The sequence below is a fragment of the Acidimicrobiia bacterium genome (assembly GCA_041393965.1).
Classification (GTDB): Bacteria; Actinomycetota; Acidimicrobiia; order Spongiisociales; family UBA5794; genus UBA5794.
Window position 1 is genome coordinate 596,549 of the sequence record JAWKJB010000002.1, and the last position, 17,722, is coordinate 614,270.

Sequence of the window (17,722 nt, forward strand, 5' to 3'; positions counted from 1 at the left end):
ATCGTGCAACGACGAATCTTCGGCCTTGAGAACGAATACGGTGTCACCTGCGTGCTGCGTGGCCAGCGACGCCTCTCGCCGGACGAGGTGGCTCGCTACCTGTTCCGACGGGTTGTCAGCTGGGGAAGATCGTCGAATGTGTTTCTGGAGAACGGAGCACGGCTGTATCTCGATGTGGGGTCACATCCCGAGTATGCCACGCCCGAGTGCGACAGCTTGTACGACCTCGTCGCCCACGACAAGGCCGGCGAACGGATCCTCGAGGGTCTCGTGGCCTCCGCAGAGCGGCGTCTCGGCGAGGAGGGTATTCGCGGTGACATCTACCTGTACCGCAACAACACCGACTCGGCCGGAAACTCGTACGGGTGCCACGAGAACTATCTGATTCGCCGGAACGCCGACTTCCAGCGGACCATCGACACGCTCATCCCGTTTCTCGTGACACGACAGATCTGGTCGGGTGCCGGCAAGCTCCTCGGCACGGCGCGGGGCACCATCTTCTCCCTTGCCCAACGCGCAGAACACATCTGGGAGGGATCGTCGTCAGCGACCACGAGATCGCGGCCGATCATCAACACCCGCGACGAGCCGCACGCCGACGCGGAGCGCTATCGGAGGCTGCATGTCATTGCCGGTGATTCCAACATGTCCGAATACACGACCTACGCCAAGCTCGGTGCGACGGTGGCGTTGCTCCAGATGCTCGAGGACGAAGTTGTCTTTCGTGACTTGACGCTGGAGAATCCCATCCGCGCCATCCGCGAGGTGAGCCATGACATGACCTGCCGTCGCAAGGTCCGCCTCGCCAACGGTCGGGAGTTGAGCGCTCTCGACATCCAATGGGAGTACCTCGAGCGGGTCATTCGGTACACGCGAACGACGGGTCTTTCCCCAGAGGTGGAGCGGGCCGTCGGCATGTGGGAACACATCCTCACCGGCCTCGAAAAGGACCCCATGACGCTCAACCGGGAGCTCGATTGGGTTGCCAAGTACCACCTGATCGAGCGATATCGCGAGCGCTATCAACTGGCCCTTTCATCGGCCCGCCTGGCACTGATCGATCTGAACTACCACGATGTCGACCGCGACCGGGGACTGTTCTACAAGCTGGTTGCTGCCGGGCTCGTCGACCGAATCGTGACCGACAATGACATCACCCGAGCCATGGTGGAACCTCCCCAAACGACACGAGCACGCCTCCGGGGAGCCTTCATTCGTGCAGCCAAGGAGAAGCGACGCGACTTCACCGTCGATTGGGTACACCTCAAGCTCAACGACCAAGCGCAGCGAACTGTCCTGTGCAAGGACCCGTTCAAGGCCTACGACGAGCGCGTCGACCGTCTCATCGACAGCCTCTAGCCCCTTTCTCTGTGGAGGGGGTTGGCGGTACAGTGGAGCCATGCAGCGTGTTGTCGAACGAGTGCTCAACCTGCTTGCGTACCTCCTCACCGCCGGTCGACCCGTCACCGCTGACGAGATCCGCAACACCGTGGCGGGCTACAGCCACGACAGCGACGCAGCGTTTCGGAGGACCTTCGAACGGGACAAGGATCTGCTGCGGTCCCTCGGCGTTCCTCTCACGATGTCAGCCACGGACATCTGGGAGGTGGAGCACGGCTATGTCATCCCTCCCGAGGAGTACGCGATCGAGGATCCCGGGCTGACCGACGAGGAGCGATCTGCGCTGCTCGCAGCGGTCCAGGCGGTGCAGTTCACCGGTCGATCCACCGGCCTGACGGCGATCTTCAAGCTCGGCGGCGCTTCTCCAATCCTCAACCCTCCGTCTCTCGCCGCCGACCTCGGTCACGACCTCGACCTACTCGGTGTGCTCTTCGAGGCGATCTCGACACGCACCAAGCTGTCATTCGAATATGCTGGAAAGCGCCGAACCGTGCTGCCATATGCCCTCGGGCATCGCTTCGGACACTGGTATCTCACAGCACCCGAGATCGGTGCTCCCGAGATCGTCAAAGCGTTCCGTGTGGACCGCATGGGACCACCTGCCATCGAGGGTGCTTCCAAGAGCTTCGATCGCCCTGCCGCCTTCAATCCCGACGAGGTGCTTCCCTCTGGTGCCGCTGAGGGAAGGTCGGACCGGTCGGCAACGGTGGTGTTTGATGCTGATGTCGGCCGGGTCGCCGTCGGCCAGGTCCCCGGAGCGGAGGTGACCGCAACCGACGGTCTGAGGACAACGGCGGAGGTGCCGGTGCGCGACGACGCAGGGTTCATCAACTGGCTCCTCGGATTCGATGACAAGGCGGTCATCGTGGCACCGGAGGACCTCAGAGATCGACTTCTCGCCCACATCGGCGCCGTACCGTGACGCCACGCTCAGAACGCACCGTGAATCGGATCAGCCGCATCCTTGCCCTGATCCCGTATGTACTCGACAAGGGCACGGCCACCGTCGACGATCTCGTCGCCCGGTTCGGATACGACTCGGACAAGGACCTCGTCAAGGACCTCCATCTCATCTTCATGACCGGCCTCCCCGGCTATGGCCCGGGAGATCTCATCGATGTCGACATCTTCGATGACGAGGTGACGATCGATCTCGCCGAGTACTTCGCAAGGCCGCTTCGCCTCTCACCCGCAGAAGCCCTTGGCCTGCTCGCCGCCGGGTCCACCTTCCTCGCAACCGGGCAGGCGCCACCTGCCCTCACAACCGCCATGGACAAGCTGTCGAGAGCGATGGGGATCGAAGGGGACGACGCAGTCGTCTTCGATGTACCGGTCCCGCCCATCGTCGCGGAACTGCGGGACGCCATCGATGCATCGACGCCGATCACTATCGGATATGTCGCGATCGGGACCAACGAGCGGACGGAGCGGGTCGTCGAGGGTGCTGCGGTGTTCTTCAACCTCGGGAACTGGTACCTGTCGGGATACTGCCGGCTCGCCAAAGCCAACCGCACCTTTCGCGTCGATCGGATCGACACGGTCAACCTCCTTCCGGACCGGTATCAACGACCCCGGAGTGACACCGGTGCCATGGTTCGCTATGAACCGAGTCCTGACGACGCTCAGGCCGTCTTCCGAGTCAAGGGGCAGGCTCGCTGGATCGCCGAGTACTACCCGGTGACGGTCGAAGCGCTCGACAGTGGCGAACAACGGATCACCATGCTGGTGTCGGACCCTGTCGTAGCAGCCCGATTGCTCAACCGCCTTGGCGCGGATGCGGTCCTCGAAGATGGTGAGTCGGTGCGAGGAGCCCTCGACGATCTGCGCGAGAGAATCGCCGCCAAGTACGCGTCAGTCCCCGCTGTCCCGAAGTGACTATCCCACGAATAGTCCTTTATCCATTCCGCCGCATGCCGATGTCCTTGGTGAAGCTGGCATACGGAAGTTGGGCTGATGACAACCATCAAGACAACCTGCGACGACTGCGGAGAGGTCCATCTCGGGACCTCCGACATCTCGCTGGAGCTCCACGGGGACGGCACCGAAGGGTCATACCGCTTCGCCTGTCCGAGTTGTCTCGCCATCCAGCGGCGACCTGCATCCCACCGCGTTGTGTCGATTCTGCTCGCGACCGGTGTGACCTACGATGTGGCGCTGCTGAACAACCGCGGGCCGATCACCCCGGTTGAGGTGGAACGCTTCGTGTCGCTCCTCGACACCGACGACTGGTTTTCACGCCTCGTCCCGAGCGAAGACCACACCGAATCACGCTAGCGGCCTAACGCGTCTTCCTACCATGGCGGCTTATGTCCGCCCACACCGCTATCGACCGCTATCTCGACGATCTCCCCTTCTCGGTTGACGCGTTCCAGGAGACCGCCCTCCGATCGATTGCGCACGGTCGTTCGGTCGTCGTGACGGCGCCGACCGGCGCCGGGAAGACCGTCATTGCCGAGGGAGCGATCGCTGTTGCCCGTGAAGGTGGGCACCGCGCCTTCTACACCACGCCGATCAAGGCACTCTCAAACCAGAAGTACCAGGATCTCGTTGCACAACTCGGCGTCCACGCTGTGGGGCTCCTGACGGGGGACAATGTCATCAACGGTGACGCGAGCGTTGTCGTGATGACGACCGAGGTGCTGCGCAACATGATCTACGAGGGATCTCGTGGGCTCGACGATTTGACGGTGGTCGTGCTCGATGAGGTTCACTACCTTGCTGATCGAGCGCGAGGATCGGTGTGGGAGGAGGTCATCATCCACCTTCCTTCACACATCACCCTCGTCTGTCTCTCAGCGACGATCGCCAATCCAGAGGAGTTCACCTCGTGGATCCGAGCACGGCGCGGCAACGCCGACCTCGTTGTGGAGGCGTTCCGTCCGGTTCCCCTGACAACGATGTACGCCTATCGCGATCGACATGCCGGGAACGCGACGCTGATGCACCCGATGTTCACTTCTCACGGGAAACCGAACCCCCATCTGGCCCGGCTCACTCGACCGACGCGGGATCGGCATCGCCGGTTGTCGGTCCCGCGACGAACGGAGATCGTCGACCTGCTCGCCGCAGAGGAGTTGCTTCCGGCGATCTACTTCGTGTTCTCCCGGAAGGGCTGCGACCATGCAGCTCGGCAGATCGCCGCTTCGAGTCTCGGCCTTACGACACGCGGTGAGCAGGCAGAGATCCGTGCGGTGGCCGAACGCCACACCGCCGCGATCTCGGAGCGGGATCTCGCCGTCCTCGGCTATGGAGGCTGGCTCGAGACCCTCGAACAGGGTGCCGCGCCTCACCACGCCGGATTGATTCCCGCCTTCAAAGAAGCGGTCGAGGAGCTGTTCCTGCGTGGTCTGGTCAAGGTCGTTGTGGCAACCGAAACGCTTGCGCTCGGGATCAACATGCCGGCGCGTACGGTCGTACTCGACTCGCTTTCGAAGTTCACCGGCGAAGGACACGACCTGCTGATGGCGAGTGACTTCACGCAGTTGACCGGTCGTGCCGGCCGTCGAGGCATCGACGAACACGGAACCGCGGTGGTGCTCTACAGCCCCCATGTGCCGTTCGACCGCGCGACCGGTATTGCGGGCAGCGGGTCGAATCCGCTTCGATCATCGTTCGCGCCCACCTACAACATGGTTGTCAACCTGATCGCACGCTACGACCGCAGCCGCGCTTTGGATCTGCTCGGCGCTTCGTTCGCCAACCACGCAGCCCAGCATCGAATCCACACACTCGAGGAGAACCTCGCGGACAAGCACCGTGATCTCGCCACCTTCGAGGAGGCAGCGAGGTGCGAGCGGGGGGAGATCTGGGATGTGTACGACGGATCCCAGCGGCTGAACACCGAAGCGAAGGTCGACCGGAGCCTCCTTGTGATCGGTGCCGTCGTGCGCATCGATGGCGGGCTGTTCACGCTTGCGAATCGCTCGTGGGGGGGAGGTCATCCGAAGCTCGAGTTCATCGACGAACGCGGACGAAAGACGACGCTTCGGTCGAGTCGTCTCCCGAAGGAAGCGCAGCGTGTCGGGCTTCTCAACCTCCCGAGGCCGGTTCGCGCGTCGGACCAGACCTATCGCGACGAGGTTGCCGCGTTGATGGAGGCCTTCATTCCCGACGAGAACCCACTGCCCCTCATCCCGGCCGTCGAAGGGATTGCATCGTGCCCCGACTTTGACAAGCACATGGCATGGGTCGATCGGGCACGACGGACACGGAGAGAGATCGAGCGCCTGGAACGGCGCCTCGTCAAGGCGACCGGTGATGACATTGTCGAGGCGTTCTGGTCCCTTCATGGTGTGCTGACCGACCTCGGATATGTCGATGGTTGGTCGCTCAGCCCTCGCGGCGAATCGCTGCGACGGCTGTACAACGAACTCGACCTTCTCCTCGCCGAAGTTCTCGAATCGGGTGCCCTCATGGGGCTGTCGGTTCCGACCTTCGCGGCAGCGATCAGTCTGTTCACATTCGAGTCACGCGGCGATGACGCGGTGTCGTTCACCCCCACCGATTTCGATGGCGTCTTGGACACGGTCGGCGTGCGCCATGCCTCCATCATCGACGCCGAGCACCGTCATGGCATCGACCAACAGCGGGTCCCCGATTCGGGGTTTGTGGAAGTCATTGAGGCGTGGGCCGGGGGCTTCGCCCTCGATGAGGTGTTCGGACGCGACGATGTCGGGGCTGGCGACTTCGTACGATCAGCGCGTCAGCTTCTCGACCTCCTTCGTCAGATTCGCGACGGGTTTCCCGGCTATCACAATCTCGCGGATCGTGCAATCACGGCGATCGATCGCGGCATCGTTGCGGTCGGGGGACCCTGATGGACGAGCACCAAGACGACAGATCTGAGACACGGTGGTTTGCCGTCGTGAACCCAACCGCGGGGAGGCGCACGATCGACATCGATCGACTCCGGAAGGGCGCGACCAGCGCAGGGGTCCAGCTCGTTCTCCAGATCACCGCTTCGACCTCTGAGGCTCACGAAGCGGTCACACGAGCAGTTCGGGAAGGTTTCGACCACTTTGTCGCCGTTGGCGGTGATGGGACGGCACACACGATCGTGAATGCGCTGATGCCGTTGCGCTCAGACGGCCGGTGCTTCGTGCTTGGCCTCGTCGCGTCGGGCTCGGGAAGTGATTTGGTGCGTACCTTCGGGCACAACCGGGACTTGGACGAAGGTTTTCGGCGCTTGGCCATCCCCGATCGGTATCCAATTGATGTGGGTGTCGTTCGGCTCCCGGACCGAAGCGTGTACTTCCTGAACGCCGCCAACATCGGCGTCGCCGCTGTATCGGCTCGAGCCGCCGAACGCCTCCCGCGCCGGCTCGGGGGGTTGCGTTACATTGTCGCGTTCTGGTGGTCACTCGCCCGATACCGTGTGGGCTCTCTCGATGTAGCGGTCGACCACCACCGGTTTGCCGGCGAGGCGACCAATGTCGTCATCGCGAACGGTCAGTTCTTCGGAGGGGGTATGAACATCGCACCGCGAGCCTCGACCAACGACGGGCTTTTCGATGTGCAGGTCTTCTCCGGACCCAAGCGCCACGCCTTCACCGTCATGCCCCGCCTCCTCGTTGGTACCCATCTCACGCACCGCGCGGTCCACCGCTACATCGGGAGTCGCGTGGTCGTCGATGCCGCCGCCGCCACGCCGGTCGAAGCTGACGGAGAGGTCATCGGCGCAACACCGGTCACTATCGAGCTGATCCCTGGGGCAGTCGATCTGGTTGTGTGATTGACCTATCTCCCGAAGTGAGTAATCTGCGCGCCGTCACTGAGGCGACCACGACCATGCAGGCACACCATGACTGACGAACTCACCGATGAGATGACCGATGACATCGATGACGACTTGCCAGACGATGTCGATTTCGATGATCTCGAAGACCTTGATGAGGACTCCGTCGACGATGTCCTCGACGGGGATCCCGACGACGATGACGAAGACGACGAGGAGCGGGAAGAACCTGCCGACACCGACGCCCTCGATGAACTCGAGGCGGAGGAACTCGAGATGCTCACCGAGGACGAGTCCGACGAAGCGATCGTCGTCGACGAGGCTGCAGAGATGCGAGCCATTCGTCGTGCCGAGATCGCTCTCGAGGACGACAGCGCCGATTCCGCCCAGTCCGACGAATTCGTCTGCACCAGCTGCTTCCTCGTCAAGAGGAAGGGCCAGATGGCGAACAAGCGGAAGCGGATCTGCTTCGACTGCGCCAGTTGATCCGTCGAGGCGGACCGCCAACACCTCAAGACCACGGTGCACTGCGCCGATGTCGTTGACATGCAAGACTTCGGTATGTCAACCATGGTCATCGTTCCCACCTATGACGAGGCGGAGAACATCGCAGCAATCGCCGCGGCGGTTCGGTCCCACGGGTTTGGCCTGCTCGTGGTCGACGACGGATCACCCGACGGCACAGGAGACATCGCCGACCGCCTTGCAGCAGCCGACGAGGGAATCCATGTCCTTCACCGGGCGGAGAAGTCGGGGTTGGGACCGGCCTATGCGGCCGGTTTTGCGCGGGCGCTCGATCTCGGCGCCGAGATCATCTGCGAGATGGATGCCGACTTCTCACATGACCCGAACGATCTTCCCCGATTGGTGGGCGCGGTTCGCAACGGCGCAGACCTTGCGATCGGTTCTCGATATGTCCAAGGGGGCGGTACGAGGGGCTGGGCATGGCACCGCCGCTTGTTGTCCCAAATGGGGAATCTGTATGCCCGGATGATGCTCGGGCTGCGCGTGCGCGACGCAACGGCCGGCTTCAGGGCGTTTCGCGACACAACGATTCGGAAGCTCGAACCTTCGTCGTGCGAAGCGTCCGGATACGGATTCCAGATCGAGATGGCGTGGCGAACGGAGCGCGCCGGACTTACCGTGGTTGAGGTGCCAATCGTCTTCTCCGAGCGCGTCGCTGGCAGCTCGAAGATGGACGGGCGCATCGCGCTGGAAGCAATCCGGCTCGTGACCAGGTGGGGAGTCGCCCGGCTGTTCGGCCGTCGACGATAGGTCCTCGACACCATCCAACTACGCTCCGCGCATGCATATCAGCGTCCGGCCCGCGAGCCTTGAGGATCTTCCACGACTCACAGCGCTGTACCCCCTCGCCGAGGAGGAGCAAACGGCCCGCAAGCCGGTCTGGGCGCTCACCGACGGACTCGACCGACCGCTCCGAGATGCGCTCTCTTCGGCCATCTCCGATCCTGAGTCCTGGTTCCTCGTCGGAGAGATCGACGGCGTCGTCGTCGGTTTCATCTGGGCGACGGTCGAATCGATGCTCGATCGGGCCGCTGGGAGACAGATCGGGACGATTCGGCTCATCTACACCGAGCCCGACGCGCGAGGGGTCGGTGTTGGCCATCACATGCTCGAGGCTGTCCTTCGACCGATGCGGGAGCTCGGCATTGGCGACTTCGACGCCCGAGTCGGTCCCGGCCAACGGCTGACGAAGAACTTCTTCGAAGGCCACGAGTTTGCTGCTCGATCCATCGTGATGCACCACAGCGACACTGGGAACGCTGGTGATGATTGACGGGTCCGATGCCATCACCTTGCTTACGGAGATGATCCAGAACGCATGTGTCAACACCGGCGATCCCGCGTCGGGAGGTGAGATCCGTTCGGTGCGAACGATTCAACGACACCTTGGACAGACGGGGGTGGTGATCGAACCCTTGCCCGGCCGCGCATCGGTCGTCTACCGACACGAAGGATCGGATCCCAACGCTCCGACCATCTTGATGATCCCGCATCTCGATGTCGTGCCGGCATCGGCGGACGGATGGACACACAACCCGTACGCGGCGACGCAAGCCGACGGATTCATCTGGGGGAGGGGAGCGGTTGACATGCTCAACATCACCGCTGCGATGGTCGTCGTCTTCAAAGCTCTTCGCGATGGCGATCTGCGGCCGATCCCATCGGACATCATCCTTGCCGCCGTCGCAGATGAAGAAGCCGGCGGGGTCCATGGAGCCCGTCACCTCGTCGAGGACCACTGGCCGCTCATCGCATGCGACCATGTCCTCACCGAGGTCGCCGGGCCGATGATCGGCCCCGTCGACACCCGGGCTCTCCCCGTCACGGTCGCCGAGAAGGGTCCTGCATGGCGTCGACTCGCGACCCGGGGAACCCCCGGCCACGGCAGTCAGCCCTACGCGAGGACCAATGCGGTGGTAGCGCTGTCAGATGCGATCCATCGAATCGCTACCCACGATCAGCCGATCCTGATCACGGACGAATGGCGGAGATTCGTCCCACACCTCCCGATCACTCCCGAGCTTGCCGAAAGGCTCCTCGACGGCGACACGGTCGACGCAGCCATCGCGGAGATCGGTGATGAGGATCCGATCCTCGCGAGGTGGATCCATGCATGCACCCACCTCACCCTTTCGCCGAATGTCGTAACGGGAGGGTCGAAGGTCAACACGATCCCCGATACCGCCGAGTTGGGCCTCGATGCGCGGTTGCTGCCGGGGCAGGCAACGACGGATGTCGAAGAACATCTGCGCAAGGTGCTCGGACCCGACCTTTTCGATCAGATCAGCGTGGAACCGATCCAGGAGATGCCTGCCAACGGCTCACCACCTGAAGGACTGATGTGGGATGCCATCGGGGATGCCGCCGAACGCCACACCGGAAGCCGTGCGCTCGCGCCGACCTTGACACCGGTTTCCACCGATGCTCGGTTCTTTCGAGCACGAGGAATACCGGCTTATGGCGTTGGGCTCTTCGACGATTCGCTGTCCTTCCCCGACATGCTCGGCATGTTCCATGGCGTGGACGAACGGATCTCACCAGCATCCGTCGTCGCATCGACGCAGTTCCTTGCCACGGTCGTCGATGCATACGGACAGCGGCTCATCGAAGGCCGATTCGCATGACTGGGATGACCGGCATTGATCGGCGATACTGTCACCATGACCGAACCGCCCATTGATGACGAGGCCCTCGAGGCTGCCCTCGCAGAGGCCGACCCGGCCAACGCTCCGGCAGTCGCGGAACGACTCACCGACGCACTCGAAAAGGCCCTCGAAGAAAGCCAAACGAGCGCCCCGTCGCCGCAACCGGACCTGCAGGGATCAGACTCCTGACCCGCCGACGCCTCGACACAGAGCTCGTACGACGCAAACTCGCCTCGACCCGCTCGGAGGCTCGCCGGTTGATCGACGACGGCAGGGTTCGCGTGTCGGGAAACCCGGAACCCAAGCCGGCGACACTGGTTGCCCCCGACGACTCCGTGCACCTCGCAAGCCTTCCGGAGCCCTTCGTCTCACGGGCGGGACGCAAGCTCGCTCACGCGTTGAACGAGTTCGATGTCGATGTCACGAACCGGCGAGCCATCGATGTCGGGGCGTCAACAGGTGGGTTCACCGACTGCCTACTCCAACGGGGCACATCCCAAGTCACCGCCATCGATGTGGGATATGGACAGCTCCATTGGAGCCTACGCAAGCATCCTGGTGTCGTCGTGGTGGAACGCACCAACATCCGTACCGCTGATGCCGCAGCCCTCGGTGCACCGTTCGATGTGGTCGTTGCTGACTTGGCGTTCATCTCCCTACGCCTCGTCGCAGACAAGCTTGCCGAACTCGGCGCCGATGATGCGGACTGGGTCGTGCTCATCAAGCCGCAGTTCGAAGCCGGGCGAACCGCAGTCGGGAAAGGTGGGGTGGTTCGTGACCGGGAAGTCCGCCGGTCCGCCGTGGCAGGCGTCATCGACACCTTCGCGGAGGTGGGACTCGGACTTTGCGGACTCGTCGCCTCACCGATCGCAGGAACGACTGGCAACATCGAGTACGTAGCATGGTTTCGGAGAGGAGCGGCGAGTGTCGCGCTCGAAGATATGTTCGATGCCCTGAAAGAGCCGCCAAGATGAAACGGATCCTCACGGTCGTCCGCAACGAGGACACAACGAGAACCACAGTCGCGTCGTTCGTCGAGGCCTGTGAGGCTGTTGGCATCGAGGCGGGGCCAGCCGTTTACGATCCGGAGGGGATCGTCGCGATCGGTGGCGACGGCACGGTCCTCGGTGCAGCCGCACGCGCCATCGAAGCAGATCTGCCTGTGTGCGGTATCAATGTGGGTCGGGTGGGCTATCTCGCTGAGTTCAAACCGTCAGACATCGGTCATCTTGCCGGTTCATTGGCGAACGAAACCTATTCGATCAAGACGCACGGCACGGTCGGGGTCGAGATCGGTGACCACATCGCAAACGGGATCAACGATGTGGTCGTCGAAAAGGCGCGGCCACAACGAATCATCGAGATCGAGGTCATGATCGATCACGAACTGCTTGCCACCTACCGAACCGATGGCATCATCGCAGCGACACCCCTCGGCTCGACTGCCTACAGCCTTTCCGCGGGTGGTCCGATCGTTTCTCCGGAACTCGATGCGCTTGTGCTGACACCGGTGGCACCGCACAGTCTCCTGTCCAGAGCGATCGTCCTCGCCCCTGACGCGAGAATCGATCTGGCAATCCGGAGCGACCGACCGGCAACGGTCAATGTCGACGGGCGCCACCTCGCCGACCTCGAGCCCGGAGCCACGATCACGGTCCGCAGGGGAACACCGAACTGCCGGTTCATCAGTCTCGGGCAGCATCCGTTCCCGCACGCGGTGAGGGAGCAGTTCGGCCTCGACCATGCTTGACGAGCTCGTCGTCTCCAATCTCGGCCTCATCGAGACTGCCTCCATCGAGTTGCGCCAAGGGTTGACCGTTCTCACCGGTGAGACCGGTGCGGGCAAGACCCTCATGCTCGGGGCACTCCGCCTGCTTTCGGGGGCGAACGCGTCGCGGTCGGCGATCGGTCCGCACGGCGACACCCTCGATGTCTCGGCTCGATTCATCACGCCCGACGGTGAGGTGATCGTGCGCCGCTCGCTCGATGCGGCCCGATCGAGGGCCTATGCCGACGGGGCAATCGTCACTGCGGGCACGCTCGGGGACCTGATCGGGGACCACATCGACATTGTCGCCCAACACGATCGGCATTCGATCACCAGCCAGCGTGGTGTTCGTGCACTGCTCGATCGGCTCCTCGACGAGGACGGAACTGCGGCCCGAGCGGCCTATCGGGAACGCTGGAATGATCTCGATGCGCTCGAGCGCGAGGCGGCGTCAACGGGCGGGGATGTACGAGCCCTTGCCCGCGAGGCGGAGATGCTTGCCTTCCAGGCGGGCGAAATCGACGAAGCGGGCTTCGGCGTGGATGACGAAGCCGAACTCAGGGCGACTGCTGGTCGCCTTCGCAACGCCGAGGCTTTGGCTTCAGAGGTTGCCTCCGGTCTTGCACATCTCGGGGAAGAGGGTGCCATTCCGAGCCTCACTGCCGCGGTGGCATCCCTTGATCGGGCCAGGCGGCTCGACCCCGAACTCGAAACCGTCGCGGCTCAAGCGAGCGATGTTGTTGCCGTCCTCAGCGACCTCATCGGCGAGCTCGTGGGATACGCCTCCGATCTCGAACCTGATCAGGTCGGCCTCGCCGACATCGAAGACCGCCTCGCACTGCTCGAATCGCTCAAACGCAAGTATGGGTCCACGGTCGAAGAGATTCTCCTCTTCCGCAAGGAAGCGGGCGAGCGCGGTGACCACCTCGCTGGCTTGCTGAGTGCAGCAGCATCCATCGACGGTCGGCTCGCGTCGGCGCGAGCCGCCTGTATCGCTGCGGGAGATCAGCTCATCGAGGCGCGCCGTCGGGCCGCGGCGGTCCTCGAAGCAGCCGCAACAACACATCTCACCGACCTCGGATTTGCTCATCCTGCGCTCGCCGTGCAGGTCGACCGCGTCGACCCCACTTCGGTCGGGACAGACCGGGTCACGCTCGAATTCGCGTCAGATGCAGCCCTCGGGGCCGCGCCGGTCGCATCGATCGCATCGGGAGGCGAACTCAGTCGACTCGTTCTCGCCCTCACCCTCGCTGCCGGAGGTGCCAACGCCCAGATCGTGGCCTTTGATGAGATCGATGCCGGGATCGGCGGGGCAACGGCGCTCGCGATGGGGCGCAAGCTCGCCACCCTTGCCCGCGATCGACAGGTCCTGTGCGTCACCCACCTCCCACAGGTCGCCGCGTTCGGTGATCAACACCTCGTCATCGAACGCGTCGGGAACACCACCACCGTGACACCAGTCTCCGGGAACGCACGGATTGCTGAAATCACCCGCATGCTCGCAGGACTCGACGATTCGCAGACCGGTCAGCAGCACGCGACCGAACTCCTCGAGATAGCGGACCGCAGCGTCCCGTGAACGGCCGGGCAGGCGGATCACCGGTCCGCGACACTCGGCTGGTAGCATGCGGTCTTCCGAGCGGAGGAGCAGCGTGACCAAGCACGTGTTCGTGACCGGCGGGGTGACATCGAGCCTCGGCAAAGGCATCACCTCGGCATCGCTCGGGCGACTCCTCAAGGCCAGAGGACTCAGGGTCGTGCTTCAGAAGCTCGATCCGTACATCAATGTGGACCCTGGCACCATGAACCCGTTCGAGCACGGGGAGGTTTTCGTCACCGATGACGGCGGCGAGACCGATCTCGATCTCGGTCACTACGAGCGGTTCGTCGGCGAGAGCCTCTCACGGGATTCGAATGTCACGACCGGTGCCATCTACCAGTCAGTGATCAGCAAGGAACGCCGAGGCGACTACCTCGGTGCAACCGTGCAAGTCATCCCGCACATCACCAACGAGATCAAGGCCCGAATTCGCCGACTCGGCCAGCGTGATGACATTGATGTCGTGATCACCGAGGTGGGCGGCACCGTCGGGGACATCGAGAGCCTGCCGTTTCTCGAAGCCATCCGACAATTCCGCAAAGACATCGGGAGTGAGAACACCTGCTACATCCATGTCACGCTCGTTCCGTACCTTTCGACATCGGAAGAACTCAAGACGAAACCGACCCAACACTCGGTTGCCGAACTTCGGTCGCGAGGCATTCTCCCCGAGGTGATCGTCGTGCGATCCGACCGACCTATCGATGACGCGGTGCGGCGCAAGATCAGCCTGTTCTGTGATGTCGGTCCCGACGCGGTGATCAACGCCGTCGATGTCGACAACATCTACGCCGTCCCGCTCGCGCTCCATGAGGCCGGTATCGACGAAGTCGTGTGCCGAGAACTCCATCTCGACAGCCCCGAACCGGACCTCGGCCCGTGGCGATCCATGGTCGATGCGATGTCGGCAACAGCCGCCGATACGACGATCGGGATCGTTGGCAAGTACATCGACTTGCCGGACGCGTACCTTTCGGTGGTTGAAGCGCTCCGCCACGCCGGTCCCGGGGCCGGGGTGACACCGACCATTCGGTGGATCCCCGCCGACGAGATCGATGGCCTTCTCGCCGAGAGCTACCTCGACGGCATCGACGGCATCGTTGTCCCTGGCGGGTTCGGGTATCGGGGTGTCGAAGGCAAGATTCACGCCATCCGATATGCGCGCGAGAACGACATCCCCCTCCTCGGCTTGTGTCTCGGCCTCCAATCGGCCGTGATCGAGTACGCACGGAATGTCGCTGGCCTCTCCCAGGCCAACTCGACCGAGTTCGATCCGATGACTCCGCACCCGGTGATCGATCTGATGGAGACCCAGAAGGATGTCGAGAACAAGGGCGGAACGATGCGTCTTGGCCTCTATCCGGCACGGCTGAACGAGGGAACCCTCGCACGAAGGCTCTACGGCGAGGAGGTCGTCTACGAACGACATCGCCACCGATGGGAGGTCAACAACCGATACCGACGCCAACTCGAGGATCGGGGCCTCGTGATGTCCGGTGTGTCCCCCGACGACCGCCTTGTTGAGTTCATCGAACTGCCAAACCACCCGTTCTTCATCGCAACGCAAGCGCATCCCGAACTCAGGTCCAGACCCGATCGCCCGCACCCGCTGTTTGCGGGTTTCATGCGGGCAGCGGCTGCGCGTGCCGGAGCACTGAGCGCATCGGTCGAGACCTCCGTGGGCTCCATCACCTCGTGAAGCGCTCCGGCGGTTTCCGTATCATCGAGCGAACCCCGCTGAACGAGCACGGGTTCCTCGCCATCGAAACACGCACCGTCGAGACTCCGTCGGGAAACCACATCGATCGATTCGTCGTCACGCACCCCGGTGCCGTTGCGGTCGTTGCCCTCGACGGCGACACGGCACTCCTTCTCGAGCAGTATCGCGCTCCCATCGATCGAACGATTCTCGAACTCCCGGCGGGGAAACTCGACCAAGGGGACGACGATCCCGTGGCCGCCGGCAAGCGAGAACTCCGCGAAGAAACCGGATACACGGCCCGATCCTGGAAGATCCTGACGAGCATCTGGACGAGCGTCGGTTTCTGTGACGAGCGGATCACGATTCTTCTCGCTGAGGATCTGTCACCCGGCGAAAGGGAACCCCAGGGTGCCGAGGAGATCGCTGCAACCATCAAACGGATCCCACTCCGCCAGGCCGTCGAGATGGTGACCACCGGCATCATCGCCGACGCCAAGACGGCCGTTGGCATCCTCATTGCCGATGCAGACGCGCGAACTGCCTGACCACGCTCACGACTTCCTCGCGTCCCTTGGCGTCGAACGGGGACTGTCGCGCCACACGATCGTTGCCTATCACAGCGATCTCGCCCAATACGCTGAGACGCTGCGCGTCATCGACGACGCGGGAGATGAGGAGGCGGCAATTCACCGCCATCTCGTCCGACTTGTCGAATTCGGTCTCTCCGAATCGTCCATAGCGAGGAAGTTCGCGTCGATCCGGTCCTACTACCGATATCTCGTCACCGAGGGCATTCGCGAGAATGACCCGAGCGCCGCCATCGGTGTTCCAACCCGTGGTTCATCCTTGCCGAAAGCGCTCACCGTCGAAGAGGTCGCAGCGGTGATCGCCGCTCCGGGCGATACGACGCCGCTCGCGTGTCGCGACACGGCGATGTTGGAGTTCCTCTACGCAACCGGTTGCCGCGTCAGCGAGCTCACCGCAACCGATCTCCATGATGTCGACTTGGAGACCCGCACCGTCATCGTCACGGGCAAGGGGAACAAGCAACGCCTGGTTCCCCTTGGATCGTATGCCGTCGATGCCATTGCGCGATGGCTGCCGCATCGGATGGACCTCAGACGACCCGGCGTCGACCCCGGCGCGCTCCTGTTGACCGTTCGCGGCAACCGGATGAGCCGCCAATCGGTGTGGCGATCCGTCAAACAGCACGGTACGGCGGCAGGGATCGACCCCGAACGCCTCTCACCCCATGTCTTTCGACACTCGGCTGCAACCCATATGGTCGAAGGAGGAGCGGACCTGCGCACGGTCCAGGAGATCCTCGGGCATGCAAGCCTCTCGACGACGCAGACCTACACGCGGGTGTCGCCGGAACACCTTCGCGAGGTGCTGCTCACGAGCCATCCGAGGGCACGGTGACCCCAATTCGCCCGACGATCCGGTACGCTTGCAGCCAAGGGGGAGTTGCTGGACGCCATCGATCCGACCTCGACCAAGGCCATTATGACGACCTTCGACCTGAATCAAGCTCGCAAGGCGCTCAACGACGAGCGTGCCTCACTCGTGCATCAGCTCGCCGAACTCGGCGCCGATGAACGAGGCGAATTGACCGGCGCCGTCGAATATGACGATGCTTTCGCCGATGCGGGTGCAGCCACCGCCGAACGAACCGAGACCATCGGCATTATCGAGAATCTCAAGACCGAGCTCGACGACATCGACGCTGCTCTGCGCAAGGTCGAGGACGGAACCTACGGAATCTGCGTCGACTGCGGACAGCCGATCAGCCCTGCCCGGCTCGAGTTCCGACCGAATTCCATTCGTTGCGTGCCGTGCAAGTCGGCGTCGGCCTGATCGGTGTTCCATCTTGCCAGGCGTTTCTTCGCTCACCTGCGAGCGACTGTCCTCTCCGACGATGAGAGAGCTGAGGTTCTGAGCGTCCTTTCTCCCGAGCTGGCCGACCTTTTCTTCGGGATGTGTCACGGCGACCAGCGACATGCCTACGAGGTCTACCGCGGCGTTGGCGCCGAGCCTTGTCTCGCCGAGGCGGCTTTGCTCCACGACATCGGGAAGACCGGAACCCCATGCTCTGGTTTCGTTCGGGCGCTCATCACCGTGATCACCTTCGTCGGTGTTCCCGTCCATGGCTCGTGGGCCCGGTATCGCGATCACGGCACCCTCGGCGCCGATCTCCTTGAGGCATCCGGGGCTGATGCGGTCGCCATTGCGTTCACGCGGCACCATCCCGGACCTCGTCCAGACTCAGTCGATTCCCGTGCGTGGAATCTTCTCGAACGCGCCGATCGCCAGTGAGGAAACAACCTTCAGGGGATCCGACTCGATA

General features: G+C 63.1%; 19 protein-coding genes. All 19 read left to right on the forward strand.

All coding sequences use genetic code 11. The features are described 5' to 3' along the window. Positions 1-3: 3 nt before the first annotated feature. The 19 genes from pafA (at position 4) to R2823_07840 (ending at position 17,691) form a co-directional block, all read left to right on the forward strand. Entirely contained in the window at positions 4-1,359 is a 1,356-nt protein-coding gene (pafA, locus tag R2823_07750; protein ID MEZ5176084.1) for a Pup--protein ligase, read from the forward strand. Between the two features lie 40 nt (positions 1,360-1,399). Beyond that, entirely contained in the window at positions 1,400-2,323 is a 924-nt protein-coding gene (locus R2823_07755) for a WYL domain-containing protein (GenBank protein MEZ5176085.1), read from the forward strand. A gap of 20 nt (positions 2,324-2,343) precedes the next feature. Next, on the forward strand, positions 2,344-3,276 hold the full coding sequence (locus tag R2823_07760; protein ID MEZ5176086.1) for a WYL domain-containing protein: 933 nt from the start codon (positions 2,344-2,346) through the stop codon (positions 3,274-3,276). 78 nt (positions 3,277-3,354) lie between these two features. Next, positions 3,355-3,675, forward strand: coding sequence for a hypothetical protein (locus R2823_07765; GenBank protein ID MEZ5176087.1), 321 nt, complete (start codon positions 3,355-3,357; stop codon positions 3,673-3,675). A gap of 32 nt (positions 3,676-3,707) precedes the next feature. After that, a complete protein-coding gene (locus R2823_07770; protein MEZ5176088.1) occupies positions 3,708-6,218 on the forward strand; it encodes a DEAD/DEAH box helicase in 2,511 nt (836 codons plus the stop codon). Next, positions 6,218-7,132: a YegS/Rv2252/BmrU family lipid kinase gene (locus R2823_07775; protein MEZ5176089.1), complete on the forward strand. Its 915-nt coding sequence runs from the start codon at positions 6,218-6,220 to the stop codon at positions 7,130-7,132. The genes R2823_07770 and R2823_07775 overlap by 1 nt, the downstream gene beginning before the upstream one ends. Before the next feature lie 69 nt (positions 7,133-7,201). Beyond that, positions 7,202-7,621, forward strand: a complete 420-nt coding sequence (locus R2823_07780) for a DUF4193 family protein (GenBank protein MEZ5176090.1) — start codon at positions 7,202-7,204, stop codon at positions 7,619-7,621. A 60-nt stretch (positions 7,622-7,681) separates the two neighbouring features. Next, a complete protein-coding gene (locus tag R2823_07785; GenBank protein MEZ5176091.1) occupies positions 7,682-8,410 on the forward strand; it encodes a polyprenol monophosphomannose synthase in 729 nt (242 codons plus the stop codon). Between the two features lie 31 nt (positions 8,411-8,441). Next, positions 8,442-8,933, forward strand: a complete 492-nt coding sequence (locus R2823_07790) for a GNAT family N-acetyltransferase (GenBank protein MEZ5176092.1) — start codon at positions 8,442-8,444, stop codon at positions 8,931-8,933. Next, positions 8,926-10,284, forward strand: coding sequence for a M20/M25/M40 family metallo-hydrolase (locus R2823_07795; protein MEZ5176093.1), 1,359 nt, complete (start codon positions 8,926-8,928; stop codon positions 10,282-10,284). The genes R2823_07790 and R2823_07795 overlap by 8 nt, the downstream gene beginning before the upstream one ends. A gap of 36 nt (positions 10,285-10,320) precedes the next feature. After that, entirely contained in the window at positions 10,321-10,494 is a 174-nt protein-coding gene (locus R2823_07800) for a hypothetical protein (GenBank protein MEZ5176094.1), read from the forward strand. Next, a complete protein-coding gene (locus R2823_07805) occupies positions 10,491-11,279 on the forward strand; it encodes a TlyA family RNA methyltransferase (protein MEZ5176095.1) in 789 nt (262 codons plus the stop codon). Before R2823_07800 ends, R2823_07805 begins: the two co-directional genes overlap by 4 nt. Further along, positions 11,276-12,055, forward strand: a complete 780-nt coding sequence (locus R2823_07810) for an NAD(+)/NADH kinase (GenBank protein ID MEZ5176096.1) — start codon at positions 11,276-11,278, stop codon at positions 12,053-12,055. Before R2823_07805 ends, R2823_07810 begins: the two co-directional genes overlap by 4 nt. Continuing rightward, on the forward strand, positions 12,048-13,652 hold the full coding sequence (locus tag R2823_07815; protein MEZ5176097.1) for an AAA family ATPase: 1,605 nt from the start codon (positions 12,048-12,050) through the stop codon (positions 13,650-13,652). Before R2823_07810 ends, R2823_07815 begins: the two co-directional genes overlap by 8 nt. Positions 13,653-13,725: 73 nt before the next feature. Continuing rightward, positions 13,726-15,372 (forward strand): CTP synthase, encoded by a 1,647-nt coding sequence (locus R2823_07820; protein MEZ5176098.1) that lies wholly within the window; start codon positions 13,726-13,728, stop codon positions 15,370-15,372. Beyond that, positions 15,369-15,920 carry an NUDIX hydrolase gene (locus R2823_07825; protein ID MEZ5176099.1) on the forward strand — a complete coding sequence of 184 codons (552 nt, stop codon included), beginning with the start codon at positions 15,369-15,371 and terminating at the stop codon, positions 15,918-15,920. Before R2823_07820 ends, R2823_07825 begins: the two co-directional genes overlap by 4 nt. Beyond that, on the forward strand, positions 15,898-16,797 hold the full coding sequence (locus R2823_07830) for a tyrosine recombinase (GenBank protein MEZ5176100.1): 900 nt from the start codon (positions 15,898-15,900) through the stop codon (positions 16,795-16,797). The genes R2823_07825 and R2823_07830 overlap by 23 nt, the downstream gene beginning before the upstream one ends. 84 nt (positions 16,798-16,881) lie before the next feature. Continuing rightward, a complete protein-coding gene (locus R2823_07835) occupies positions 16,882-17,232 on the forward strand; it encodes a TraR/DksA C4-type zinc finger protein (protein MEZ5176101.1) in 351 nt (116 codons plus the stop codon). A 3-nt stretch (positions 17,233-17,235) separates the two neighbouring features. Then, a complete protein-coding gene (locus R2823_07840) occupies positions 17,236-17,691 on the forward strand; it encodes a hypothetical protein (protein ID MEZ5176102.1) in 456 nt (151 codons plus the stop codon). Positions 17,692-17,722: the final 31 nt, after the last annotated feature.

Bases quoted from the DNA above. Each gene is read 5' to 3' on its own strand.
- R2823_07755 (MEZ5176085.1), top strand. From the start codon at position 1,400: ATGCAGCGTGTTGTCGAACGAGTGCTCAACCTGCTTGCGTACCTCCTC.
- R2823_07765 (MEZ5176087.1), top strand. From the start codon at position 3,355: ATGACAACCATCAAGACAACCTGCGACGACTGCGGAGAGGTCCATCTC.
- R2823_07770 (MEZ5176088.1), top strand. From the start codon at position 3,708: ATGTCCGCCCACACCGCTATCGACCGCTATCTCGACGATCTCCCCTTC.
- R2823_07775 (MEZ5176089.1), top strand. From the start codon at position 6,218: ATGGACGAGCACCAAGACGACAGATCTGAGACACGGTGGTTTGCCGTC.
- R2823_07780 (MEZ5176090.1), top strand. From the start codon at position 7,202: ATGACTGACGAACTCACCGATGAGATGACCGATGACATCGATGACGAC.
- R2823_07785 (MEZ5176091.1), top strand. From the start codon at position 7,682: ATGCAAGACTTCGGTATGTCAACCATGGTCATCGTTCCCACCTATGAC.
- R2823_07790 (MEZ5176092.1), top strand. From the start codon at position 8,442: ATGCATATCAGCGTCCGGCCCGCGAGCCTTGAGGATCTTCCACGACTC.
- R2823_07795 (MEZ5176093.1), top strand. From the start codon at position 8,926: ATGATTGACGGGTCCGATGCCATCACCTTGCTTACGGAGATGATCCAG.
- R2823_07800 (MEZ5176094.1), top strand. From the start codon at position 10,321: ATGACCGAACCGCCCATTGATGACGAGGCCCTCGAGGCTGCCCTCGCA.
- R2823_07810 (MEZ5176096.1), top strand. From the start codon at position 11,276: ATGAAACGGATCCTCACGGTCGTCCGCAACGAGGACACAACGAGAACC.
- R2823_07815 (MEZ5176097.1), top strand. From the start codon at position 12,048: ATGCTTGACGAGCTCGTCGTCTCCAATCTCGGCCTCATCGAGACTGCC.
- R2823_07830 (MEZ5176100.1), top strand. From the start codon at position 15,898: ATGCAGACGCGCGAACTGCCTGACCACGCTCACGACTTCCTCGCGTCC.
- R2823_07835 (MEZ5176101.1), top strand. From the start codon at position 16,882: ATGACGACCTTCGACCTGAATCAAGCTCGCAAGGCGCTCAACGACGAG.